Below are 24,883 nucleotides of genomic sequence, written 5' to 3' on the forward strand. Positions count from 1 at the left end.
GTGTCAGTGGAACTTTGGCAGCAGTGCGTGGAGCTTTTGCGCGATGAGCTGCCTGCCCAACAATTCAACACTTGGATCCGTCCACTACAGGTCGAAGCCGAAGGCGACGAGTTGCGTGTCTATGCGCCCAATCGTTTTGTTCTGGACTGGGTCAACGAAAAGTATCTGGGGCGTGTTCTCGAATTGCTTGATGAGCACGGCAATGGCATGGCGCCTGCGCTTTCCCTATTAATAGGCAGCAAACGCAGTTCGGCACCCCGTGCCGCGCCCAATGCTCCCTTGGCTGCTGCGGCTTCCCAGGCCCAGGCTGCTCAAGCGCCCGCCAGTCCGCCGCCAGCACCAGCTGCCGCGTCGACCAAGCGTGCGACGCAAAAAGTGGCTGAGGTCACCGAGGAAGAACCTTCCCGTGACAGCTTCGACCCAATGGCCGGTGCCAGTTCGCAACAGGCACCTGTGCGCGCCGAGCAACGCACCGTGCAGGTCGAAGGTGCGCTCAAGCACACCAGTTACCTGAACCGCACCTTTACCTTTGAGAATTTCGTCGAAGGTAAATCCAACCAGTTGGCGCGCGCCGCCGCCTGGCAGGTGGCAGACAACCCCAAGCACGGTTACAACCCGCTCTTCCTTTATGGTGGCGTCGGCCTGGGTAAAACCCACTTGATGCATGCTGTGGGTAACCATCTGTTAAAGAAGAACCCGAATGCCAAGGTGGTGTACCTGCATTCCGAGCGTTTCGTGGCCGACATGGTCAAGGCCCTGCAACTGAACGCGATCAACGAGTTCAAACGCTTCTACCGTTCGGTGGATGCGTTGCTGATCGATGACATTCAGTTCTTCGCCCGCAAGGAACGTTCCCAGGAAGAGTTTTTCCACACCTTCAACGCCCTGCTCGAAGGTGGACAGCAGGTCATTCTCACCAGTGACCGCTACCCGAAAGAAATCGAAGGGCTTGAAGAGCGCCTCAAATCCCGCTTTGGCTGGGGCCTGACCGTAGCGGTCGAGCCGCCGGAGCTGGAAACCCGCGTGGCGATCCTGATGAAGAAGGCCGATCAGGCCAAAGTCGAGCTGCCTCACGACGCCGCGTTCTTCATTGCCCAACGCATTCGCTCCAACGTCCGTGAGCTGGAAGGCGCGCTCAAGCGCGTGATCGCCCACTCGCACTTCATGGGCCGCGATATCACCATCGAGCTGATTCGCGAATCCCTTAAGGACTTGTTGGCGTTGCAGGATAAACTGGTATCTGTGGATAACATTCAGCGCACTGTCGCCGAGTACTACAAGATCAAGATCTCCGACTTGCTGTCCAAACGCCGTTCGCGTTCGGTCGCTCGTCCGCGTCAGGTCGCCATGGCGTTGTCCAAGGAACTGACCAACCACAGCCTGCCGGAAATCGGCGATGTGTTTGGCGGTCGCGACCATACAACGGTCTTGCACGCGTGCCGCAAGATCAACGAACTTAAGGAATCCGACGCGGACATCCGCGAGGACTACAAGAACCTGCTGCGTACGCTGACCACTTGATGAACACCAGCGCAGCTTATTAAGGCAAGGGACTAGACCATGCATTTCACCATTCAACGCGAAGCCCTGTTGAAACCCCTGCAACTGGTCGCAGGCGTCGTCGAACGCCGACAGACCTTGCCGGTACTTTCCAACGTGCTGCTGGTTGTCGAAGGCCAGCAATTGTCGCTGACCGGTACCGACCTGGAAGTCGAGCTGGTCGGTCGTGTTCAACTCGAAGAGCCGGCGGATCCGGGTTCCATCACTGTGCCGGCGCGCAAGCTGATGGACATCTGCAAAAGCCTGCCGAACGATGCGCTGATCGACATCAAGGTCGACGAGCAGAAGCTTGTGGTCAAGGCTGGCCGTAGCCGCTTCACCCTGTCGACACTGCCGGCCAACGACTTCCCTACCGTGGAAGAAGGCCCGGGTTCGCTGACCTGCAGCCTGGAGCAAAGCAAGCTGCGTCGTCTGATTGAACGCACCAGCTTCGCCATGGCCCAACAGGACGTGCGTTACTACCTCAACGGCATGCTGCTGGAAGTTTCCGCTGGCGTGATCCGCGCCGTGGCCACCGACGGTCACCGTCTGGCCATGTGCTCGATGCAGGCCGATATCGGTCAGCCGGATCGTCACCAGGTCATCGTGCCGCGCAAAGGTATCCTCGAACTGGCACGCCTGCTCACCGAACCGGACGGCAATGTCAGCATCGTGCTGGGTCAGCACCACATCCGCGCCACCACCGGCGAGTTCACCTTCACTTCGAAGCTGGTCGACGGCAAATTCCCGGACTACGAGCGTGTTCTGCCTAAAGGTGGCGACAAGCTGGTACTTGGCGATCGCCAGGCTCTGCGCGAAGCGTTCAGCCGTACCGCGATTCTGTCCAACGAGAAGTACCGTGGTATCCGTCTGCAACTGGCCAGCGGTCAGCTGAAGATCCAGGCGAATAACCCGGAGCAGGAAGAAGCGGAAGAAGAAGTGGGCGTTGAATACAACGGCGGCTCTCTGGAAATCGGCTTCAACGTGAGCTACCTGCTTGACGTGCTGGGCGTGATGACTACCGAGCAGGTTCGTCTGATCCTGTCCGACTCCAACAGCAGCGCGCTGGTGCAGGAATCGGATAACGACGACTCTGCCTACGTTGTCATGCCGATGCGTCTGTAATCATGCTCAGCAGAAGCTAGATGTCATTAAGTCGCGTCTCGGTCACCGCGGTGCGCAATCTGCACCCGGTGACCTTCTCCCCCTCCCCCCGCATCAATATTCTTTACGGCGCCAACGGCAGCGGCAAAACCAGTGTTCTGGAAGCCATCCATCTGCTGGGGCTTGCCCGTTCGTTTCGCAGCACCCGTCTGTTGCCGGTCATTCAGTACGAACAGCTGGCGTGCACGGTCTTTGGCCAGGTTGAACTGGGGGAGGGTGGGCATAGCGCTTTGGGCATCTCACGGGATCGACAAGGCGAATTCCAGATCCGTATCGATGGGCAGAATGCGCGCAGCGCCGCGCAACTGGCCGAGATCTTGCCGCTGCAACTGATCAATCCGGACAGCTTTCGATTGCTGGAAGGTGCGCCGAAGATTCGCCGACAGTTTCTCGACTGGGGTGTGTTCCACGTGGAACCGCGCTTCATGTCAACCTGGCAGCGCTTGCAGAAGGCCCTGCGCCAGAGAAACTCTTGGCTGCGACATGGTACACTTGACGCCGTTTCGCAAGCGGTTTGGGACAGGGAACTGTGCCAGGCCAGCGCTGAAATTGATGAATACCGCCGCGCTTATATCAAAGCCTTGAAACCAGTCTTTGAACAAACCTTGAGCGATCTGGTTGAGCTTGAAGGCTTGACGCTCAGCTATTACCGCGGCTGGGACAAGGACCGCGAACTGAGTGCTGTGCTCGCCGGGTCTCTTCAGCGGGACCAGCAAATGGGGCATACCCAGGCCGGACCACAACGTGCTGATTTGCGTCTCAGACTGGGCGCGCACAACGCCGCGGACATCTTGTCCCGTGGCCAGCAGAAGTTGGTGGTTTGCGCATTGCGGATTGCCCAAGGGCACTTGGTCAGCCAGGCTCGACGCGGTCAGTGTATTTATCTGGTGGATGACTTGCCGTCCGAACTGGACGAGCACCACCGTCGCGCGCTTTGCCGCTTGTTGGAAGACTTACGCTGCCAGGTCTTTATCACCTGTGTAGATCACGAATTATTGAGGGAAGGCTGGCAGACGGAAACGCCAGTCGCTCTGTTCCACGTGGAACAGGGCCGTATCACCCAGACCCACGACCATCGGGAGTGAAGGCATTGAGCGAAGAAAATACGTACGACTCAACGAGCATTAAAGTGCTGAAAGGCCTGGATGCCGTACGCAAACGTCCCGGTATGTACATTGGTGACACCGACGATGGCAGCGGTCTGCACCACATGGTGTTCGAAGTGGTCGATAACTCGATCGACGAAGCTCTCGCCGGCCACTGCGACGACATCAGCATCATCATTCACCCGGATGAGTCCATCACCGTTCGTGACAACGGTCGTGGCATCCCGGTAGACGTGCACAAAGAAGAAGGTGTTTCGGCAGCCGAGGTCATCATGACCGTACTGCATGCCGGCGGTAAGTTCGACGACAACTCCTACAAAGTATCCGGTGGTCTGCACGGTGTAGGTGTGTCGGTGGTGAACGCACTGTCCAAAGAACTGGTCTTGACCGTTCGTCGCAGCGGCAAAATCTGGGAACAGACTTACGTCCACGGTGTTCCACAAGAGCCGATGAAAATCGTTGGTGAGAGTGAAACCACCGGCACCCAGATTCACTTCAAGCCATCGGCCGATACGTTCAAGAACATCCACTTCAGCTGGGACATCCTGGCCAAGCGGATTCGTGAACTGTCCTTCCTCAACTCCGGTGTCGGCATCGTCCTCAAGGATGAGCGCAGCGGCAAGGAAGAGTTGTTCAAGTACGAAGGCGGCCTGCGAGCGTTCGTTGAATACCTGAACACCAACAAGACTGCGGTCAACCAGGTGTTTCACTTCAACATTCAGCGCGAAGACGGCATCGGTGTGGAAATCGCCCTGCAGTGGAACGACAGCTTCAACGAGAACCTGTTGTGTTTCACCAACAACATTCCACAGCGCGACGGCGGTACTCACCTGGTGGGTTTCCGTTCCGCGCTGACGCGTAACCTGAACACCTACATCGAAGCAGAAGGCCTGGCGAAGAAGCACAAAGTCGCCACCACCGGTGACGATGCCCGCGAAGGCCTGACCGCGATCATTTCGGTGAAAGTACCGGATCCGAAGTTCAGCTCCCAGACCAAAGACAAGCTGGTTTCTTCCGAAGTGAAGACCGCGGTCGAACAGGAAATGGGCAAGTACTTCTCCGACTTCCTGCTGGAAAACCCGAACGAAGCCAAGCTGGTCGTCGGCAAGATGATCGACGCGGCCCGTGCCCGTGAAGCGGCGCGTAAGGCCCGTGAAATGACCCGTCGTAAAGGCGCGCTGGATATCGCCGGCCTGCCGGGCAAACTGGCTGACTGCCAGGAAAAAGACCCTGCCCTTTCCGAACTGTACCTCGTGGAAGGTGACTCTGCTGGCGGCTCCGCCAAGCAGGGACGTAACCGTCGGACCCAGGCCATCCTGCCGCTGAAGGGCAAGATCCTGAACGTCGAGAAGGCGCGCTTCGACAAGATGATCTCTTCGCAAGAAGTGGGCACCTTGATCACCGCGCTGGGCTGCGGCATTGGCCGCGACGAGTACAACATCGACAAGCTGCGTTACCACAACATCATCATCATGACCGATGCTGACGTCGACGGTTCGCACATCCGTACCCTGCTGCTGACCTTCTTCTTCCGTCAGTTGCCTGAGCTGATCGAACGCGGCTACATCTACATCGCTCAGCCACCGCTGTACAAGGTCAAGAAAGGCAAGCAAGAGCAATACATCAAAGACGACGAGGCCATGGAAGAGTACATGACGCAGTCGGCCCTGGAAGATGCGAGCCTGCACCTGAACGAAGAAGCACCTGGCATCTCCGGTGAAGCGCTTGAGCGTCTGGTGAATGACTTCCGTCTGGTGATGAAGACCCTCAAGCGTCTGTCGCGCCTGTACCCACAGGAGCTGACCGAGCACTTCATCTACCTGCCAGCGGTGAGCATGGAGCAACTGTCCGATCACGCAGCGATGCAGGATTGGCTGGCTCAGTACGAAGTTCGCTTGCGCACCGTAGAGAAGTCCGGCCTGGTTTACAAAGCCAGCCTGCGTGAAGATCGTGAACGTAACGTCTGGCTGCCAGAGGTCGAACTGATCTCCCACGGCCTGTCGAACTACGTCACCTTCAACCGCGACTTCTTCGGCAGTAACGATTACAAGACTGTCGTTTCGCTAGGCGCTCAACTGAGCACCCTGCTGGACGACGGCGCGTACATCCAGCGTGGCGAGCGCAAGAAGCCGGTGACCGAGTTCAAGGAAGCCCTTGAATGGCTGATGGCTGAAAGCACCAAGCGTCACACCATCCAGCGATACAAAGGTCTGGGCGAAATGAACCCGGATCAGCTGTGGGAGACCACCATGGACCCAAGCCAGCGCCGGATGCTCAAAGTGACCATCGAAGACGCCATTGGCGCGGATCAGATCTTCAACACCCTGATGGGTGATGCGGTCGAACCTCGTCGTGACTTCATCGAAAGCAACGCCCTGGCGGTGTCCAACCTGGACTTCTGATTCCTGTCGACGGGCGCACTAAATGTCGCACTTGAGCGGAATTAGTGTCGCATCCTAAGACTTGAGAGCCCCGGCGAATGCCGGGGTTTTTCTTTATAGAGTCTAAGTTTGGACAGGGCCCCTGCTTATCAAAAGCTAGAGAGACGCCAGGCTCTGGGCGCTTTTCGGAGGATTTGATGGGTGAGGTGATGGAACATGGTTGTGGTTTCATCGAAACCAACCGCATTATTGCTTGGCTGCTTGGCTGCTTGGCTGCTTGGCTGCTTGGCTGCTTGGCTGCTTGGCTGCTGTAGGTGGGCAAAGTTAATCACCACATCGGCCAAAATTAAACGGTTCGGTCAAAGTTAATCGTCGCCTAGGTTTAAAACAAACCCCCGGTAGATCATCATCTGTCGGGGGGGGGCTTTTTATAATCCAATTCTGGGCATATAGCCTATTTAGAAATATGCTCAATGAGAAAGCTCATGCAGTCAGCTGGCAGCTGTTAAAATTCCAGAACCTGCGGGGATGAGCAGCCTGACCCTGAATGCACGGACGTTGAAAGGATTGCCGATGCTGAAACTTGAAGACATCAAAAAAGACACACAAGTAATTGGCATTCAGACCAACGAGATCGTGCGTATCGTTACTGTCGAGCCTGTTGGCGATAACGCCATTACCGTCTATTTCAAGGACAGTCAGGGCCGTCTGGGCGAGCAGATGTTGTTTCGTTCGGATGAGCTGCGTCTTGAGCTTGCACAGGCAGGTAAACCTTGGGCGTTTGATGCACAGGGTTCTGACTTTAAGCTTGCTCTCGAAGCCTGGCGCATTCAGCTGGCGTATTTATTTGATCCGATGATGGCGGTGCATACCTCTAACGTCGATCCGCTACCGCACCAGATATCTGCTGTTTACGAGTCCATGCTTCCTCGCCAGCCGCTACGTTTCGTTCTGGCCGATGATCCTGGTGCCGGTAAGACCATCATGGCTGGTCTGTTGATTCGCGAGCTACTGATGCGTGCGGATGCTCGACGTATTCTTGTGGTCTCGCCTGGCTCGCTAACTGAACAATGGCAGGATGAACTGCTAGAAAAATTCGGCGTTAAATTTGAGGTGTTCAGCCGTGAGAAGCAGGAGCAATGTGCTTCTGGCAATTACTTCGAAGAAAGTAATTTACTCATTGCTCGCCTCGACCAACTGTCTCGCAATGAGGACTACCAGCAGAAACTCAAGAATACGGAGTGGGATCTGATCATCGTTGACGAGGCCCATAAGCTTTCTGCCAATTACTTCGGAAACAAGGTTAACAAGACCAAGCGCTTCGAACTCGGCGAGCTTCTGGGCTCCATTACGCGTCATTTTTTGTTGATGACGGCCACGCCGCATAATGGCAAAGAAGAAGACTTTCAGATATGGCTGTCGCTTCTCGATGGAGACCGCTTTTACGGAAAGTTCCGCGAGGGCGCACACAAGGTCGATGTTTCCGACATGATGCGCCGCATGGTTAAGGAGGATTTGTACAAGTTTGACGGTACGAAGCTGTTTCCTGAACGCTTTGCCTATACCGCTAACTACCAACTATCAGACCTGGAAGCGGCGCTGTATCACGACGTTACGGACTACGTTCGCAACGAAATGAACCGTGCAGATCGTCTCGACGGCAAGCACAAAAACAACGTTGGGTTTGCTCTTACACAATTGCAGCGACGGCTAGCTTCTAGCCCTGCGGCTATCTATCAGTCTCTGCTTCGTCGGCGCAAACGGCTCGAGGCGCGCTTAGACGAAGCCAAGCTTATGGCTCGCGGACAGAGCATTAGTTCGTCGATGGGCGATTACCTGGTAAAAAAACAGATCGACGTTCCGGATAATATCGACGACCTCGAAGAAGAGCTTAGCGCTGACGAATATGAGATATACGCTGAGCAGCTGGTCGACCAGGCCACAGCTGCGGAGACTATTCCTGAACTAGAGGCTGAGATTTCCATCTTGGCTCACCTCGCTCGTCAGGCGCAGGTACTGGTAGAGTCTCGCAATGATAAAAAGTGGGAAGAGCTTTCATACCTTCTGCAAGACGCTCCAGAGATGTTCACTAGCAATAGTACGCGGCGCAAGCTAATCATTTTTACCGAGCACCGTGACACGCTAAATTATTTGATCGAGCGCATTGGCGCCATGCTTGGCCAACCCGAGGCGGTGGTTACCATTCACGGCGGCACTAATCGTGATGCTCGACGCCAAGTGCAGGAAGAGTTTCGCAATAACCCTAACGTACAGGTGTTGATTGCTACGGATGCTGCTGGTGAAGGCGTCAACTTGCAGAACGCTAACCTTATGGTCAACTACGACCTACCGTGGAACCCTAATCGCCTAGAGCAGCGCTTTGGTCGTATTCACCGCATCGGTCAGACTGAGGTTTGCCATCTATGGAATATCGTCGCCAATGAAACTCGAGAAGGCGAAGTGTTCCAGAAGCTATTCGACAAACTTGAAATCGAAAAGAAAGCTCTCGGCGGTAAAGTGTTTGATGTGCTCGGCGAAGCTTTTGACAACGTCTCACTCAAAGAGTTGCTGATTCAAGCCATTCGCTATGGAGATTCGCCTGAAGTGCGCGCCAAGCTTACTCAAGTGATTGAGGGCGCACTGGATACCGAGCACCTAAAAGAAATTCTTAGTCGTAACGCTTTGGTCGAGCAGCACATGAGCCTGACTGATCTGTATGCAGTCAAGGAAGAGATGGAAAAGGCTGAAGCACGCAAGCTTCAACCCTACTTCATCCGTGCCTTTTTCACTGAAGCGTTCACCACTCTGGGGGGCGAAATGCGCCCACGGGAAACGGGTCGCTATGAAATTCGTCACGTGCCTGCAGCCCTGCGCGAGCGTGACAGAGTGATTGGTGAAACACGTACACCAGTGCTCAAGCAGTACGAACGCATCTGCTTTGAAAAGCAGCATGTTCGTCTGCACGGCAAGTCCATGGCTGACCTTATTCATCCTGGCCATCCGTTGATGATGGCGAGTACCGATTTGATTCTCTCGGCCCATCGCAGCAAGCTCAAGCAGGGCACGGTGATGGTTGATCCAAATGACGACAGCACAAGTCCGAAAGTCTTGTTCATGGTTGATCACAGCGTGCGAGAAAATCTGTCTCAAGGCGGCGTACAAACCAAAGTTGTTTCCCGCCGTCTGCAATTTGTCGTCATTGATCAGCACGGCAATGCTATTCATGCAGGCTGGGCTCCGCACCTGGATCTGCAGCCGATAGACCAAGCCGATTTGAAGCTGGTCGGTGATGTGCTCAATGCTCCCTGGATTACTCAAAACCTCGAAGCTATGGCTCTGAACCATGCTTCAGAACATCTGGTGCCAGAGCACTATCAAGAGGTTAAGTTTCGCCTTGAACGTCAGGCTGACAAGATCCTATCGGCGGTTAACGAGCGACTGGTCAAAGAGATCAACTACTGGTCGGATCGTTTCATCAAGCTGAGCGACGATGTCAGTGCGGGCAAGCAGCCACGCATGCAGCCGGAAAATGCCCGCCGCCGGGTTGATGAACTCACGGCTCGCCTCAGCCAGCGCAAGCATGAACTGGAGGCCATGAAGAACGTGGTATCCAGTACCCCTGTTGTTTTGGGTGGAGCTTTAATTATTCCGGCTGGATTGCTAGCTCAACGCAAAGGGGACAATACTTTCTGTGCCGACGCTGAAGCCCGCTCGCGTATTGAATGGGCAGCTATGCATGCAGTCATTGCCGCCGAGCAGGCGTTGGGTCACACGATCAAAGATGTCTCTGCGCAAAAGTGTGGCTGGGACATTACTGCTCGCCCCGCAGTGTTGAGCGACGGCAGCATCAAGGATGATCGTCATATCGAGGTAAAGGGTCGAGTCAAAGGCTCGACCACTGTTACTGTTACCAAGAACGAAATATTCTCCAGCTTCAACCAAGGCGAAAAATACATACTGGCGATTGTTTTGGTCGATGGCGATCAGGTCGACGGGCCTCACTACATCAAGTACCCATTCAAGACTGAACCTGAATTTGGTGTGGCCAGCGTCAACTACGACCTGCAAGAACTGCTGATCCGAGCAATTAAACCGGAGGCAAGTTTGTGACACTGAGCAAATTGCGTTTGGAAAGCTACATTTCCGCCATCGCGGTCGTTACCCACAAGGCACTTTCGATTGGGTCAATCTGTTCAGCTCCTGTAACCGTGCTGAGAGTTGCGGGAAGCACAAGGATAAATGCGGCTATACCCCCGCATACCTCATCAAGCCGGATGTTGATGAGCCGGATGACTATTTCGTATTTGTCAGTGACGGCACCATAGTGCCTCGCGCCGATTTAAGTCTAGCCCAGCAGCGGGCCACCGAAATACTGCCCATCTTCAATATTGATGCGCAAAATTGCGGTCTGTGCCATATGTGCTGTTTTGCTATTACTGGCTATCTACAAACCGCTGACGAGCTACGCGAGCTGGCTGAGCACTCCACCGAATCCGATTGGTTGCCGTTACTATATAGCGAGCTGGTAGCCAATGCCCATTTGCCTTTTGCCACTGCTAATCGTCACGCCTTTGTTGGTTGATAGCAGTTAGGAAGCCCATGTATCCCATCAAAACCCCGAAAAAACTGATCGAAGTCGCTCTACCGCTCGATGTCATCAACACAGCTTGCGCCCGTGAAAAGTCCATTCGTCACGGCCATCCTAGTACTATGCATCTATGGTGGGCTCGGCGGCCACTGGCTGCGGCTCGTGCCGTCATTTTTGCGCAGATGGTTAATGATCCGGGTGGTGAGCGTGGTTATTACGCCGGTATGACCAAAGCGCAGGCACAGATCGAGCGCGAGCGATTGTTCAAAATTATCGAAGATTTGGTTCTGTGGGAAAATACTAACAACGAAGAGGTACTTGAACGGGCTCGTGCGGAAATCAGAAAAAGCTGGCGTGAAACCTGTGAGCTGAACAAGAGCCATCCTCAGGCAGCCGATCTGTTCAACCCGGAAAAACTTCCGGGTTTCCATGATCCTTTTGCCGGAGGTGGAGCTATACCATTGGAAGCCCAGCGCCTCGGTTTGGAAAGTTACGCGTCCGACCTTAATCCTGTGGCAGTAACCATCAACAAGGCGATGATCGAGATTCCACCGAAGTTCGCCGGACAACCTCCTATAGGGCCTGAAATTGCTGCGAACAAGGGCAGCAAGAAGAGGGCTACTCGCGATGTTTTCGAGGACTGGTCGGGCACCAGAGGTCTAGCCGAAGATGTTCGTCGTTATGGAGCTTGGATGCGTGAGCAGGCGCAGCAGCGTATTGGTCAGCTGTATCCCCCCATAGAGGTGAGCGCTGAAATGGTCGCCGAACGCCCCGAACTGGCTCTTTACCAAGACGAAAAGCTTACTGTGATTGCCTGGCTTTGGGCTCGTACCGTTCGCAGTCCTAACCCTGCTTTCAATCATTCCGAAGTGCCACTTGTCTCAACATTTGTTCTTTCTAGCAAGACTGGAAAGGAGGTCTATGTTGAGCCTGTTATTGATGGTGATAACTATCAATTTACCATCAAAGCAGGTGTGCCTCCCGAGTCTGCAACGAACGGAACTAAGCTGTCACGCGGTGCAAATTTTCAATGTTTGCTTTCAGACACGCCTATTGAGCCGAAATATATCTATAGCGAAGCTAAGGCTGGGCGTATGGGTGAGCAATTAATGGCAATAGTCGCGGAAGGTAGTCGCGGTCGAGTGTATCTGGCACCGACTGCGGAGCAAGAAGTAATCGCTCGGCAGGCACAGCCGGAATGGAGACCAAACGTAGAAATGCCTGAGAATCCACGCTGGTTCTCTCCACCAAACTATGGCCTGACAACCTATGGTGATTTATTTACTCCACGTCAGCTGGTCGCTCTAAACACTTTCTCTGATCTGGTGCATGAGGCCATTGCCCGCGTGCAAGATGATGCGCTAAATATTGGTATGGCTGACGATGGCTTAGAGCTTGATAAGGGAGGTTCGGGGGCAGTTGCGTATGCACAAGCAGTGGGGGTTTACTTGGCGTTGGCAGCAGACAGAATGACTGACTCTCATTCGTCATTGGTATCTTGGACAAATCAACGAGAAACGTTACGTAATACATTTGGCAGGCAAGCACTTCCAATGGTATGGGATTTTGCAGAGGCAAATCCATTTTCAGATTCAACAGGGAACTTTACGGGCTCCCTAACTTGGGTTGAGAAAGCGATTGATAGCTTCCCTGCCTGCCCTGCTGGGTTTGTCAAGCAGTTTGATGCGCAATCCCAGAAAATCAGTGCTGATAAGGTAATTTCAACTGATCCCCCCTACTACGACAACATTGGTTATGCCGATTTGTCTGACTTTTTCTATGTTTGGTTGAGGAGGACACTGCGGCCTATTTTCCCAGGTCTGTATGCCACTCTTGCGGTGCCCAAAGCGGAGGAGTTGGTCGCAACTCCCTACCGCCATGGAAACAAAGACAAGGCCGAAGCTTTTTTTCTCGATGGCATGACTGCCGCAATGCACAACCTTGCCGAGCAGGGCCATCCCGGCTACCCAGTGACTATTTACTATGCTTTCAAGCAAGCGGAAACCAAAAGTGAAGCAGGAACTCACAGCACAGGCTGGGAAACTTTTCTTGCCGCAGTGTTGAAGGCCGGTTTTGCCTTAAGTGGGACTTGGCCTATGCGTACAGAGCGTGGAGGACGCACGATTAGTGCAGGTACAAATACCTTGGCTTCTAGCATCATTCTAGTTTGTCGCAGGCGAGCTACTGATGCACCGACCATCTCCCGCCGCGAGTTTATACGGGAGCTTAACGCCACCCTGCCTGGAGCCCTCCTAGATATGACTCGTGGCGGCGTGAACTCTCCTGTGGCGCCTGTGGACTTATCACAAGCCATCATTGGCCCAGGCATGGAGGTGTTCAGTAAATACAGCGCAGTCATGGAGGCGGACGGTACGGCTATGAGTGTGCGCAGCGCCTTGCAACTGATCAACCGCTTTCTTGGTGAAGATGACTTCGACCACGATACTCAGTTCTGTCTTGCTTGGTTCGAACAGCACGGTTGGGCCGAAGGCACGTATGGCGACGCCGATGTATTGGCCCGCGCCAAGGGAACAAGTGTCGGCGGCTTGGTCGGTGCTGGCGTAGTGGAAAGTGGTGGCGGCGATTTGCGTCTTTTGAAATGGGCTGAGATGCCACGTGACTGGTCACCAGAAACTGACAGCCGCGTACCAGTTTGGGAAGCCTTGCACCAGATGATCCGCGCCCTCAACCAAGATGACGAAGCAGCTGCCGGTGCCTTGTTGGCGCGTATGCCTGACAAAACTGCTGACCTTATTGCGCTGACTTACCGCCTCTACACGCTATGCGAGCGCCAAGGTTGGGCTGAAGAGGCTCGCGCCTATAACGAACTGCAAGGCGCATGGATCGGCATCGAACAAGCCTCCCATGAAACAGGCCACGTCGGTACTCAAGGGCAGATGGATATCTGATCAAGGAATTGGATTATGCAAAATAAGAAGCTGTCGATCCGAAAAATAGTTTCTTACCTCAATGACTCCGAGTCCGAGGGTGGTGGATTTTGGTTGCCGAACATCCAGCGGCCTTTCGTTTGGGGTGAGGAACAGCTTAGCCGTCTGTTCGACTCCATCATGCGGGAGTACCCCATCAGCACTCTGCTGGTGTGGAAAACCCGTGAAGAGGTCAAACACCGCAAGTTCATCGACAACTATCACCGCGATATCAAACTGACTGATTATCGGGTGCCCGATAACACCCGCTCAAAGATGATGGTGCTGGATGGCCAGCAGCGCCTACAAAGCTTGTTCATCGGTCTGAAAGGCAGCTACAGCGGACGAGAGCTTTATTTTGACGTGCTTAGCGGTGGTGACATGGCGGCACCTGAAGACATACGTTTTCGCTTCGCCTTTAAGGAGAAAGGCAGTGCTAGATGGCCTTGGGTGCGCTTCAAGGACATGGTGTTTATCAACAACAAACTTGACCTTCAGATCGTGCAGGAGCTAGCCAAACTCGCCCCTGACGAGTTGACGACGGATGATCAAATTACCTTGCAACTCAATGTCGGACGGGTACGTAAGGAGTTTGTCAACGATGACAATATTACCTTTCAGGAGTTGGATGGAGTCGACAATCCGGATGCCTACCGGGTGGATGACATCGTCGAAATATTCATTCGAGCCAACTCCGGTGGCACCAAGCTGGGTAAGTCTGATCTGCTGTTCTCGCTGCTGACCTCTAGTTGGGATGAGGCGGATGGTGAGATTGAGTCCCTGCTGGAAGATCTCAATCAAGGAGGGTTCGATTTTGATCGTGACTTTGTACTCAAGTGCTGCCTGACCGTTCTCAACAAGGGCGCACGCTATGAGGTAGAGAAGTTCCGCGATGGCAAAACTAAGGAGGAGATCATTGCCCAGTGGCAGGTAATCGCTGATTCCATCAAGGATGTTCGTGACCTTGTGGTTGCCAAGACCTATATCCGTAGCGACAAGGCCCTGCCCTCCTATCTAGCACTAATCCCGCTAATTTATTTTCGCTATCAGTACCCTGAAAAGTTCAAGGCCAAGCCTGGGCTTGCAGAATACTTACTCCGTTCGCTTGTCAGTGGTGCCTTTGGCGGTAACCCTGACCAGCTAATCGACAAATTGGTACGTAACATCCAAGAGCAGAATGACTTCGTCACCAGCGAGGTATTTGGTGTGATCCGAGCCGATGGTCGTAGCCTGGAAATTACCCCTGAAGTGATCTTCAACCAGTATTACGGGTCGCGCTCACTGCACCTATTTTTCAACCTGTGGTATCGCGACTTCAACTACGCCCCCGCTTTAGGAGCCAATGGCCCTCAGGTCGATCACATCTTCCCGCAAGTCCTGTTGAAGTCAGTCAAGGACATCAATCCAGACAGCGGCAAGCGTAATATCTTGCATTACCGCGCAGAGCACAGGGATCAGATTGCCAACTGCATGTTGCTGACAGCGGATGAAAACGGGTTCAACGGCAAGTGTGCAATTTCGCCACATGAATGGTTTGACCGAAGCCGGTTCAATAGCGATCAAGAGCATGCGCAGTATTTAGACATGCACTTAATACCAAAAGATGAAGCACTCTGGCAACTCGATAATTATGGGGCTTTTATCGACGCCCGTAAGCAACTGATTCAGGAAAAATTCAGCTATATGCTGCGTACTGCTCAGGGAGACCATGTATGAACCTCAAGCCTTGGCGCGTGATCGCCGAACCCCATGAAGACGTGCGTAGTGGCACCTTTATTCAAGCTGAGTTTGCCGCTGATATCACCCGAGTGCATACTGGCTCGGCGACCTCTGAATATCAGAACCCAACGCTGTTCTTCGAGCGCACCTTTATCACTGAAGGCATGAAGCTGTTGCTGGACTCAGTGATCAAGCGTCTTTCTGGCAAGGGCGGCGATCCAGTAATCCAGTTGCAAACCGCTTTCGGCGGGGGTAAGACTCATACCATGCTGGCGGTCTATCACTTGGCCAGTGGCAAGGTGCCCACCAGTGAGATGCAGGGTATTGGCGATATTCTTAATCGCGCAGGGGTCACCGAGCTGGCTCCTGCACGTATTGCCGTGCTTGATGGCATCCAGGCTTCGCCGAACCAACCGGTTAAGCGTGGCTCGATCAGTGTTCACACGTTGTGGGGCAATTTGGCCTGGCAGCTGGGTGGTGAAGAGGGTTATGCACTGGTGGCCGAGGCTGACCTTTCGGGCACTTCGCCGGGCAAAACGGTGCTGGAGAACTTGCTGGCGCGTTTTGCACCTTGTGTGATCCTGGTCGACGAATTGGTGGCCTACGTTCGTCAGTTCGAGGAAGGAAAAACCCTCACAGGGGGTAGTTTCGACACCAACTTGAGCTTTATCCAAGCGTTGACTGAGGCGCTGAAGGCCGTGCCAACAGCTGTGATGTTGGCGTCGCTACCTGAGTCGGAAAAGGAAGCGGGTAGTCAGCGCGGCGTGCGAGCTTTGGAAGCGTTATCGCACTACTTTGGCCGCGTGCAGGCATTGTGGAAACCTGTGGGCACCGAGGAGGCGTTTGAGATCGTTAGACGCCGGTTGTTCAGTAATATCAGCGACAAACTAGCGGCTGAGGCCGTGTGCCGCAGCTTTGCTGATTATTACATCGCCAATGGCAATGATTTCCCGGCGGAAACTCAGAAAAATAGCTATTACGAGCGGTTGTTGCATGCTTATCCAATCCACCCCGAGGTCTTCGACCGTCTATATGAGGACTGGTCATCACTGGAAAATTTCCAGCGAACCCGTGGCGTGCTGAAGTTAATGGCCAAGATCATCTTCAGCCTGTGGAAGGACGGCAACAACGATCCATTGATCATGCCTGGTAGTTTGCCATTAGCCGATTCAGACTCACGCAATGAGGTCACCTACTACCTGCCTGCCGGCTGGGATCCAGTGGTTGAGCGCGACATCGATGGCCCTCGTGCAGAAACCACTGCGATTGAAAACCACAATGCTCGTCTTGGCAGCGTGCAAGCTTGCCGCCGCGCTGCGCGCACTATATTCCTGGGTAGCGCTCCGACCACTGCTAATCAGACAGTGCGTGGTATTGAGCTGGAGCGGATTCTGCTTGGCGCGGCGCAGCCCGGTCAGCCTGTGGGTCTGTTCAAGGATGCTTTGCGCAGCCTAGCGGACAAACTTCACTATCTGAATAGCGCCAATAACCGTTACTGGTTCGATACTCGGCCTAATCTGCGCCGTGAAATGGAAGAGCGTAAAAAGCGCTACAAGGATAAAGAGAATGTCTTTCCCGCTATCCGTAAGCGTGTGCAGGAAAGCTTTGCCAGCGGTGTGTTTGGTGGCATTCATGTCTTCACCGACAGCGTGGATGTGCCAGATGACTTTCAACTGCGGTTAGTGGTGCTGGCTCCTGATTACGGTTACAGCAAGAGCGGGCCTAGCCTGGCCATTGGCAAGGCTGCTGAAATTCTAAAGAGTCGTGGCGAGCAGCCACGTCAGAAACAGAATCGATTGGTGTTTCTTGCCGCCGATAGCGACAGTGTTAGTCGTTTGAAAGATCAGGTGCGCTCGCTGCTAGCGTGGGAGTCCATCGTCAACGATTACAAAGAAAATCGCATCACCCTAGATAACCTGATGGCGAAGAATGCCTCCGCCAGTTTTGATCAGGCTAGCGATGGTCTGAAGCGGATGATCCGAGAGACCTACAAATGGTTGTTGGCGCCAATGCAGACTGTCTTGCCTGGAAAGGGGTTGTCGGATGTGCAGTGGGAACACTTTCCGGTTAATGCTGGGGCTGCCAACCTTTCCACGGAAATAGAGCGACTACTTAAGGAAAACGAGCTGCTAATTACCGAATGGGCGCCATACCATCTCGCGCACATGCTGAAGAGCTGGTTTTGGAAGGAAGATGCCAAGGAAGTCGGGGCATTGGATGTCTTTCAGAAGACTTGCTGTTATCTGTATTTACCGCGTCTACGCGATGACACAGTGTTTGTCCGCACCCTTAGTACAGGCGTAGAAAGTCGCGATTTCTTTGCCATTGCTCAGGGTAAGGATGGTGAGCGTTATCTGGGTTTTGTTTTCGGCAAGACATCCTCGGTGTTTCTGGATGCCACGCATCTTCTGATTGAGCCCACAACTGCCAGCGCCTACGCCGATGCGTTGCGAGCGAAGGAAGACGCAGAACGGGCTAAACGTGAACAAGTTGTGGATGCGACACCTGACACCTCAAGATCAAGTGGGGATAGCGGAGTCACAGGGGGAACTCAAGGTTCGGGTGGAGGTCAGGTAGATCCGGTAGCTGAGATTAAGAAAGCTTTGGTGACTCAGTTTTATGCCTCGGCTGACCTCGATCCTGTGAAGGCAAAAATGGATTTTGCTTTGCTTGTGGATGAGGTCATTCAGCAGTTCACTGCCAGGCTGGGAGTCGATGTGAAGATATCAATTGAGATTCAGGCCACCAGCAAGACGGGCTTCGATGATGGACTACAACGCGCCATCAAAGAGAATTGCAACGTGCTGAAGTTCAAGTCGGCGGAGTTTGAATAGCTAATTGAATAGCTTTCCCTTAGAAGCCCCGCGAGCATAAAGCAGCGGGGCTTTTTATGTCTGGCGTAGATGGTCGGGGCTACAGCCAGTGAGCAGGCACTTCGATAGAATAATTTTTCGCTACTGTTTGCAGTGTGGCGAGGATCTCAGCATGCCGAGTTTGATCCGCAGCTTCCCAGCTCGAACGGCGATCAAGCAATGGTTTGAGCAGATTCAGGTTATACATGCCCAGTCTGTAAAAATTGCCCCAGCTGGGGATGCCGAATAAATTGTAAATAACTACATTGGAGTCGCGCTCGCTCGCTAGCCGGCATTCTCCTGTGAGCTTTTGTTTAGCTTCTTCAGCTTCATCGCGGTCTTCGTAAGTGTTGAGGAGCTTCATAGGTACTAGCGGTAATGTGAGTGGAGGGCGATTTTGCCTGTGCTTCAAGGCCACTGTCATGTGGAGATTTCCACGATTGCCTTGGGGATTATGGGTGCGTTGTCGCCCATGAGCTTTGTCACAGTTGCACGATAGAGAAGAACCATGCCAAGGCTTTTTGGATGCTAGTGGCTAGACGGGTTCGCCGGACTCATCATACTGAGCGTCATTGTTTTGATGCGTTGCTCGTTACAGAAGCGACCAACAGCAGTCAGGGATCGCCATACCCAAACAGGCTCACGTCGCGAGCGGATTGGCAGCCATTTGGCGTCGAGCCGCAGTCCCTGATTGCTCCAAACTCCGGCGCCGCCCGGTCTCGACCAGCGCGACCAAGGTGTCCTGCTCGATGGTTGTGCGCATACGCCGCCCTCCATTCTCCCGTCATTCCCCCCCTTCTGGTATAGCGCAACCACACAACTTGGCGACCAGGTTGGCCCTTCAGCTTCACCAGGCTGTGGATAACTGTGCGGGGCGATTCACCATAACGGCCAATTCCGCGCAGCTCGGTCGATGAGCGGGTGGGCGGGCTTAGGTGTTGTCCTTCTTTTCTTGCGCCTTCCTGAAGGCAAGGGCCATCGTCGTCTTGGCAGGAGGTGGCGGGGGGAGGCGGTTTGGCTGACGGCTGAGGGCGCTCGGGCGTTTGCTCGACTGCGCCGCGACGGTGGAATGGGCGCCGCTCGTTTGGGCTTTCTTCGCCTGAATCCGCTGATTTAGGTCACTTCGCGCATCCGCTAGCAGCAGGAAGGCGGTGAGGGTGATCGGCACACCATGGGGCAGAAGGATCGACAGCTGCTGGCTGGTGTCGGGGTTGGCTTTAACCTGGGCCAGGCTTTTCTCAGAAAATGCCTGAGTGTGCAGATGGTGTTCGACTAGCCGCTGGATGTAGAGGCAAAGGGGCTGGTGATCCAAGATGCCCGTGATCTTGAGAAAATCTTTGTCAATGCCGGTGATCGTCTCGATGGCGAACGGCTGCCAGCCTGAACGTTGCCAAGCATAGCTGGCAGCTTCGGTGCTGGCGCTCGGGGCAGAAGCGAGTTGTTCGGGGCGGCTGGCGTTGTCTGTACGCGGGTGGAAGTCTTTGTCGATGCCAATGCTCGACTCGATAGCGGCCGGCTGCCAGCCGGAAGGTTGCCGAGCATAGCTGGCCGCTTCGGTGGGGACGCTCGGGGCAGAAGCGAGTCTTCCGGGGCGGCTGGTGTTGTCTGTACACGGGTGCTTGGGCCAAGGCGGGCCGAGCTCGTCGAAGAAGACCCGGCCACCACTGGGCGATTGGTAAAAGAATACCGCCGCGCCGCACACGGGGCAGCTGGCATTGGGATTGACGTAGCTGTCGTATGTGCTCGTCAGCGCACGTGGCCACCAGCCTTGCGCAGCGGGCACGAAATCGGAAAAGGTCGAATGCCCCGAATGCCCCGAGTGTCCTTCCCCGCCCCAGCCGCAGGTACAGTTTTTTGAATGATTCCATGCGTTGCACATAAACACCTCGTTGTGGCCGTGGTGGCTAAACGCCTTTATCTTTCAGTACGTCTCAGCGTAGCAGCCCGTTGCGCGTTATTTGGTGCTCAGATCCGATAAGTGACGGGGGTTGAGTTGACGACAACTCAGGAAAGTCTGGAACGCTGTGGTTCACCTGATCTCGCTCCGTGAGCACCAGGCCAATAGCTCGAAGGCTTACCCTCCTCTACTGCATGTTTTGAAACTTTGGTACAAAAAAATGCTTTTCTGCACGGAGTGCATTTTTAGGCTGGTGTCTCCAACCACCCAAAGGAGCTTCACCATGAGCCAGCAAGACCTTCACACCAACCAGTCAAACCCGAACAACCCAGCCCACCAGGCTGCCCTAAACAATCGCGCCAACCAGCTGAACCCGAACAACCCGGCGTATCACAGCAGTCGCCAGGGTGGGAAAAAAGGCAAGTAACCCGCGTGTCGTGGCCGGGGATCGGATCCCCGGCCTTCAAGGAGAGAGTGATGGCGAGAACAGCTGAATCGAATGGCGTGAAAGAGACCCTGCTACGCCTGTTTGGGCATGACGATGATCGCAGCTTGCTTGCCAAGCTCGCTCGCATGGAACCGCTCAAGAAGCATCGGATCGACCCGGATAAGAACTCGAATGTGTTCAAGCGCTCGCTGGCGTGTGACAACCTGATCAAGAACCTGCTGGCGCTGGATGCGGTGTTCAATAGTCAGGATCTGGTCTGTGAGCTGGCCGAGGGCAAGGTGTCGCCAGAGGAGCTTCACCGAGAGATCGAACGCGCCAGAACGCGTCTGGAGCAGAAGCTGCGCGCCTATAGTTATTGGGCCGAGCGACTGAACTCGCTGGAGGTGGTGCTCAGGGAGCAGCCGTCGCTGGATAGCTTTGCTCTGGAAGACCGGCTGTCGGTGGATGGTCAAGGGAGTGCTGAGGGCACGCCCTACGCGCTGCGGGCGGTGCAACTGTTGGAAAAGATTGAGGAGCAAGGTCGTCGCTCGTTGCTTAGCCCGGATCAGCTCAACGAGAAGGCTTGGGCGCTCTTTCGATTGGGGCTGTCCGATCAGGCGGTGGCGGCGGCTCAGCAAGTCGTCGAGGCGGATGCCGAGCACTCTGAAGCCTGGATGCTACTGGCGATTCACAGCATCAACGAGAAACGTTCCGCCGATCAGGAGGTAGCGCGTTATGAGTTCCAGCGGGAGGAAGCCGACCCTGCATCTTCCCATGAGCGCTGGGCTGACGAGATGCGGGACATGGCGGACGAGCGGCGTAGCAAGGCCCTGAATGACCATCGCTCCGTGGTGTTTCCGGCCTTGCTCTACTGGCCACGAGACCAAGAAAGCCCGCATCGACGTTATCGGTATGGCGAAAATTACGAGCAAATCCGTAACTGGTGCATTGACTGGCTATTTGCCCTCACTCAACCCGATACCCGGTGCCTGTCGACCGGTGAGGACTGGCGGCGCGCCAGTGAAGCACAAAGACTGGTTCCATCAATTTCCTGGAAGGAAAACCCACAGAAGCATTACGACCGATGGGGGGGAGAGGCTGGCAGCGCCCGTCTCCTTTCAGACGTGGAAATCCAGGTGGCCGCGCGGATCTGCACGGAATGGGATGAACTCTCGGCGAGGTATCCGTACACCCCTCCGGACTTTTACTTCTTCCAGAAAGGTTGGTGGAAGTCGAATAATCATTTCACCAAGCTCAAGTTGCTGCATGTCCGCTTTGTGCTCGGGTTGCCAGGCTACGAGCTGGCGCGACAGAGTTTTCTTAAGGATTTGCGCGCAGTAGCGAGGTGGGATGTGTTGTCGACGATCCTGCACCAGCCAGCGCTCCTTCATGCGCTGGCCTTGCACTGTGCCGCCTCGGGGCTGGATGAGTTGAGGTGTTGTTTCGGGGACATGGTGGATACGGTGGCCAAGGAGCAGCAGGAAAAGTTTTCGTTGCTGAAAGCCAACCTGCTGCGCCGGGCTTATCACCAAGCCTTTGCTCGGGCTGAGTTTTCTCAGTGTCTGAACGTGGCGAGGGAAGCCCAGCTCTTCCTGGAACAGGGGCCAGGTTTTGAGCCGCGAGAATTGGGCATGGATGAAAGCCAGAGCAATACCCTCGGCTTGAAACACTGGAAATACCTGGAGCTGCGGGCCGCCATCGAGGTCGCGGCCGAATCGGTGGCGGCCCAGCAGGCCCTGCTGTCGGTGGCGCAACCGGTGCGCTATTTTGCCGACGAGGCGGCCTACCTGATTCAGGAAGTCGTGGATTTTGAATTTGGCGAGGAGTGCTATGTTGCGCCTTACGGCGAGTCGATTCTCACCAGCGGCCAGTGGTTGCAGTCGGTGGAAGCGCTACTCCGCGCAGGCGTCTATACCGACCCGGAGACGGAGTCTCGCGCACGGGAGCTGATGACGCAGTTGGCCCCGCTGGTGGAGGAGAACAGCGACGTGTGGAGTGTTCAGGACGAACTGGACGCTGGGGGCTGACCAGACGACGCCAGTGCCACTGACGTGGTGGCGGGCGCAACCCGGCAGGGCCGGCTCTGGTCGCTCAGAGGTAGGGGTGGTAACGCCCAACCCGGTCACCTCAGGAAGCACTCTGCTTTTCTTGGGCGTTGTAAACCGCCAGGGACATCGCAGTGCTGGAATCAACTGATCATCAGCATGGCGCGCCTGGCCGTTGAGCGGCTGCGCGATCAGGAAGCCCGCGCCCTGAAGGATGCCGAACAGCAACAACAGCGCGCGGCGCTGTCGGCGCAAAAAGCCTTGCAGGAGGCTGAACGCGCTCGGCTACTCCAACTGGAGGACGACGCTGACGCCTGGCGGCGGGCCACGGTGCTACGCGAGTACCTTGATGCGTTTGAGCAAGCCACTTTGCTACGCGGCGGATTGAATGCCGAGCAACTCATTTACCTACAGTGGGCGAGAGCCAAAGCCGACTGGCTGGATCCGCTGATCAACAGGGTGGATGCGCTGCTGGATCTGCAGATGGAACCACTCAGCCCCAATCGCGGGTAGCTGATGGTCAGTGCACATTCGAACGCACTCCGCAGCCGCCATAAGATCGTCGGAGGGGTTTTCTGATGTTATTCGCGTGCGTGGAGAGAGCAACGGGCCTCCTTTATGCCAGGAAAATCGAGGCCCATTCGATTTAGCCTAGAGACGACCTGTGACGTATTTGTGAGGGGGGGGCGACCATTTGTCAGTTGTTGAAAGGACGTGCGAATTTTACAACGAGCCGAATGGCGACGTTGAATAGCTTGAGTTAGCTGACCTGTCCGTACCAGTGCAGAAAGTTTTGAAAGGACGCAGTGTCTTCAAACTTCCAATAGTGAACTTTTCGTCCGATCTGAAGAGTTGGGCAATTCTTGCCATTCAGGTTGGAGTTGCGAGGTTCATGTGCTTCGTACTGCCGTATGGGGGACGTTGGTGCTCCAGCCAAAGGAACGTCCTGGCTCCAACAATAGATGGCTTGCTGAGTGCGATGGAGTGCGAGCTCTCGTCCTAGTCTGGTGGAAAACCCGGCAATGTATTTCGATGGTGGGGCAATGCGGGCGTATTCCAGCTCGCAGAGGACTTCAGCTTGTTGGGCAATCGTGGTCATCTCGCTATCTCCATGGCCTTCAGGTTGTGGATTTTTTCTTTGAGCTGGGCTTTGGCATGATTCAGCACACCAGGATTGGTCTTCATGGACAGGGTCTCTCGGGACTTTGTGCCTAAGAAATAGCTGATCCTTTCCGCATTGGCGCCCGAGGGATGTGGCAACCCGTCCAGCAACTGCGCTGGTTTCAGCAGCCCGTTGTTCTGAAGACGCTTAAATACTTCAGCGACTTTCGGGCCGAGTGGGACATAGATGCATGTCCTGCCAAGTGCACGAACTTCCTCGGCCAGATGGGTATCAACCTGCTGGCGCAATGAACTGCGGCTGAGCATCGCAGGGCTGCCATTGTAGTTTTTGCCATCGACGAAGACCGGGTAACGAAGGGCCGAGGTGTAATGAACCAAATGCTGGTGGGTATCGAACAGGCGAGCACAGCTGTTGATGTCCAGTAACAGGTGGAGTCCGATGTGATCCAGCATGGCAATCAGATTGTTTCTCATCGGGCCGGAGAAGCTAGCAGTTTCCTTGGCACGACGTTTCGCCTCTTCAAGGCTCGCACCGGCATTCAGTTGCTTACGAGCTTCGGACAAAGCGTCCATCGCTTGCTGGTATCCAGGAGTGATTCCGCAGATTGTGACGCGGGCCTCAGTATTGATGTAATCAAACGGGGAGTAGAAGGTTTCGAGGTTGCCTTCTGATGCCAACAGAAAATCTTTGGGCAGCGGGTGGCCAGAGAGGTTGAAGGATGGATCAGTTAGCAGGGGGCTGAATTTTTCAAAGTAGCTCACGGTTCATTCCTCTGTTCTGTGGTGAATGCGGCGGGCTGCGGGATTGAGGGGTGTGCCACGCCGGATCCGTCTGTGCGGTTTCTTTGGCTTCAACCGTTCATCGCGATAGCCCAAGGTGATGACGTTGTCGTCGGCCACGACTGCAAAGATGCCACGGCTACGTTGCGCCAGCGTTTGGTGATCGGGGCCGACTTCATGAATCAATTGCTCAAAGCCCGCACGGTCAAAGAAATAGACGTTTACACCTTTGTTGCGGCCGACCTTTCCATAGGTCAGCAACCAGTCCAGTTGGTCTTGGTTGATGCCCCTTTGCTGGCTTCGCTGTGCTGCATGCTTGGTCAAATGCATGACGAA

The 24,883-nt window shown here is 54.8% G+C and carries 17 protein-coding genes and 1 pseudogene; 12 read left to right on the plus strand and 6 right to left on the minus strand.

Annotated elements, in window-relative coordinates; translation table 11 throughout:
* From dnaA to AABM52_RS00045, 9 genes are all read left to right on the plus strand, one after another.
* Window positions 1-1,521 carry a chromosomal replication initiator protein DnaA gene (gene dnaA, locus AABM52_RS00005; RefSeq protein ID WP_046038773.1) on the plus strand — a complete coding sequence of 507 codons (1,521 nt, stop codon included), beginning with the start codon at window positions 1-3 and terminating at the stop codon, window positions 1,519-1,521.
* A gap of 39 nt (window positions 1,522-1,560) precedes the next feature.
* Entirely contained in the window at window positions 1,561-2,664 is a 1,104-nt protein-coding gene (dnaN, locus tag AABM52_RS00010; RefSeq protein ID WP_007969885.1) for a DNA polymerase III subunit beta, read from the plus strand.
* A gap of 20 nt (window positions 2,665-2,684) precedes the next feature.
* Window positions 2,685-3,788: a DNA replication/repair protein RecF gene (gene recF / locus AABM52_RS00015; RefSeq protein ID WP_347909847.1), complete on the plus strand. Its 1,104-nt coding sequence runs from the start codon at window positions 2,685-2,687 to the stop codon at window positions 3,786-3,788.
* Window positions 3,789-3,793: 5 nt separating this feature from the next.
* Window positions 3,794-6,211 carry a DNA topoisomerase (ATP-hydrolyzing) subunit B gene (gene gyrB / locus AABM52_RS00020; protein WP_347909848.1) on the plus strand — a complete coding sequence of 806 codons (2,418 nt, stop codon included), beginning with the start codon at window positions 3,794-3,796 and terminating at the stop codon, window positions 6,209-6,211.
* Between the two features lie 552 nt (window positions 6,212-6,763).
* Window positions 6,764-10,300, plus strand: a complete 3,537-nt coding sequence (locus AABM52_RS00025) for a helicase-related protein (RefSeq protein ID WP_347912710.1) — start codon at window positions 6,764-6,766, stop codon at window positions 10,298-10,300.
* A gap of 10 nt (window positions 10,301-10,310) precedes the next feature.
* Window positions 10,311-10,772 carry a retron system putative HNH endonuclease gene (locus tag AABM52_RS00030; protein WP_347912711.1) on the plus strand — a complete coding sequence of 154 codons (462 nt, stop codon included), beginning with the start codon at window positions 10,311-10,313 and terminating at the stop codon, window positions 10,770-10,772.
* A gap of 17 nt (window positions 10,773-10,789) precedes the next feature.
* Window positions 10,790-13,687 carry a DUF1156 domain-containing protein gene (locus AABM52_RS00035; protein WP_347909849.1) on the plus strand — a complete coding sequence of 966 codons (2,898 nt, stop codon included), beginning with the start codon at window positions 10,790-10,792 and terminating at the stop codon, window positions 13,685-13,687.
* Between the two features lie 15 nt (window positions 13,688-13,702).
* Window positions 13,703-15,421, plus strand: coding sequence for a DUF262 domain-containing protein (locus tag AABM52_RS00040; RefSeq protein WP_347909850.1), 1,719 nt, complete (start codon window positions 13,703-13,705; stop codon window positions 15,419-15,421).
* Window positions 15,418-18,258 (plus strand): DUF499 domain-containing protein, encoded by a 2,841-nt coding sequence (locus AABM52_RS00045; protein ID WP_347909851.1) that lies wholly within the window; start codon window positions 15,418-15,420, stop codon window positions 18,256-18,258. The genes AABM52_RS00040 and AABM52_RS00045 overlap by 4 nt, the downstream gene beginning before the upstream one ends.
* A gap of 79 nt (window positions 18,259-18,337) precedes the next feature.
* Here AABM52_RS00045 and AABM52_RS00050 read toward each other — a convergent pair whose 3' ends face one another.
* From AABM52_RS00050 to AABM52_RS00060, 3 genes and pseudogenes are all read right to left on the minus strand, one after another.
* Complete coding sequence (locus AABM52_RS00050; protein WP_347912712.1) at window positions 18,338-18,640, minus strand: hypothetical protein; 303 nt, start codon at window positions 18,638-18,640, stop codon at window positions 18,338-18,340.
* 164 nt (window positions 18,641-18,804) lie between these two features.
* Window positions 18,805-19,039: pseudogene (locus AABM52_RS00055) on the minus strand (hypothetical protein).
* A gap of 168 nt (window positions 19,040-19,207) precedes the next feature.
* Window positions 19,208-20,155 carry a hypothetical protein gene (locus AABM52_RS00060; RefSeq protein WP_347909852.1) on the minus strand — a complete coding sequence of 316 codons (948 nt, stop codon included), beginning with the start codon at window positions 20,153-20,155 and terminating at the stop codon, window positions 19,208-19,210.
* Between the two features lie 301 nt (window positions 20,156-20,456).
* Between AABM52_RS00060 and AABM52_RS00065 the strand changes: the two genes are divergently transcribed.
* The 3 genes from AABM52_RS00065 to AABM52_RS00075 all read left to right on the plus strand — a co-directional run bounded on the left by AABM52_RS00065 (window position 20,457) and on the right by AABM52_RS00075 (window position 23,158).
* Window positions 20,457-20,600, plus strand: a complete 144-nt coding sequence (locus AABM52_RS00065) for a hypothetical protein (protein ID WP_347909853.1) — start codon at window positions 20,457-20,459, stop codon at window positions 20,598-20,600.
* A gap of 50 nt (window positions 20,601-20,650) precedes the next feature.
* On the plus strand, window positions 20,651-22,627 hold the full coding sequence (locus AABM52_RS00070) for a hypothetical protein (RefSeq protein WP_347909854.1): 1,977 nt from the start codon (window positions 20,651-20,653) through the stop codon (window positions 22,625-22,627).
* Between the two features lie 177 nt (window positions 22,628-22,804).
* Entirely contained in the window at window positions 22,805-23,158 is a 354-nt protein-coding gene (locus AABM52_RS00075) for a hypothetical protein (protein ID WP_347909855.1), read from the plus strand.
* A gap of 247 nt (window positions 23,159-23,405) precedes the next feature.
* Here the strand turns inward: AABM52_RS00075 and AABM52_RS00080 are convergent, their stop codons facing one another.
* Genes AABM52_RS00080 through AABM52_RS00090 form a run of 3 tightly spaced genes read right to left on the minus strand, consistent with a single transcriptional unit; the run spans window position 23,406 to window position 24,877 of the window.
* Window positions 23,406-23,744, minus strand: a complete 339-nt coding sequence (locus AABM52_RS00080; protein ID WP_347909856.1) for a hypothetical protein — start codon at window positions 23,742-23,744, stop codon at window positions 23,406-23,408.
* Entirely contained in the window at window positions 23,741-24,529 is a 789-nt protein-coding gene (locus tag AABM52_RS00085; RefSeq protein ID WP_347909857.1) for a hypothetical protein, read from the minus strand. Before AABM52_RS00085 ends, AABM52_RS00080 begins: the two co-directional genes overlap by 4 nt.
* Before the next feature lie 3 nt (window positions 24,530-24,532).
* A complete protein-coding gene (locus AABM52_RS00090) occupies window positions 24,533-24,877 on the minus strand; it encodes a hypothetical protein (RefSeq protein WP_347909858.1) in 345 nt (114 codons plus the stop codon).
* Window positions 24,878-24,883 lie beyond the last annotated feature (6 nt).

It is taken from the genome of Pseudomonas grandcourensis, from assembly GCF_039909015.1.
Lineage (GTDB): Bacteria > Pseudomonadota > Gammaproteobacteria > Pseudomonadales > Pseudomonadaceae > Aquipseudomonas > Aquipseudomonas grandcourensis.

Excerpts from the sequence above, each read along its gene's own strand:
- AABM52_RS00070 (WP_347909854.1), top strand. The coding sequence starts at position 20,651 with ATGGCGAGAACAGCTGAATCGAATGGCGTGAAAGAGACCCTGCTACGC.
- AABM52_RS00035 (WP_347909849.1), top strand. The coding sequence starts at position 10,790 with ATGTATCCCATCAAAACCCCGAAAAAACTGATCGAAGTCGCTCTACCG.
- AABM52_RS00045 (WP_347909851.1), top strand. The coding sequence starts at position 15,418 with ATGAACCTCAAGCCTTGGCGCGTGATCGCCGAACCCCATGAAGACGTG.
- AABM52_RS00075 (WP_347909855.1), top strand. The coding sequence starts at position 22,805 with ATGGCGCGCCTGGCCGTTGAGCGGCTGCGCGATCAGGAAGCCCGCGCC.
- AABM52_RS00040 (WP_347909850.1), top strand. The coding sequence starts at position 13,703 with ATGCAAAATAAGAAGCTGTCGATCCGAAAAATAGTTTCTTACCTCAAT.
- AABM52_RS00090 (WP_347909858.1), bottom strand. The coding sequence starts at position 24,877 with ATGCATTTGACCAAGCATGCAGCACAGCGAAGCCAGCAAAGGGGCATC.
- recF (WP_347909847.1), top strand. The coding sequence starts at position 2,685 with ATGTCATTAAGTCGCGTCTCGGTCACCGCGGTGCGCAATCTGCACCCG.
- AABM52_RS00060 (WP_347909852.1), bottom strand. The coding sequence starts at position 20,155 with ATGTGCAACGCATGGAATCATTCAAAAAACTGTACCTGCGGCTGGGGC.
- AABM52_RS00050 (WP_347912712.1), bottom strand. The coding sequence starts at position 18,640 with ATGAAGCTCCTCAACACTTACGAAGACCGCGATGAAGCTGAAGAAGCT.
- AABM52_RS00025 (WP_347912710.1), top strand. The coding sequence starts at position 6,764 with ATGCTGAAACTTGAAGACATCAAAAAAGACACACAAGTAATTGGCATT.
- dnaN (WP_007969885.1), top strand. The coding sequence starts at position 1,561 with ATGCATTTCACCATTCAACGCGAAGCCCTGTTGAAACCCCTGCAACTG.
- AABM52_RS00080 (WP_347909856.1), bottom strand. The coding sequence starts at position 23,744 with ATGACCACGATTGCCCAACAAGCTGAAGTCCTCTGCGAGCTGGAATAC.
- AABM52_RS00065 (WP_347909853.1), top strand. The coding sequence starts at position 20,457 with ATGAGCCAGCAAGACCTTCACACCAACCAGTCAAACCCGAACAACCCA.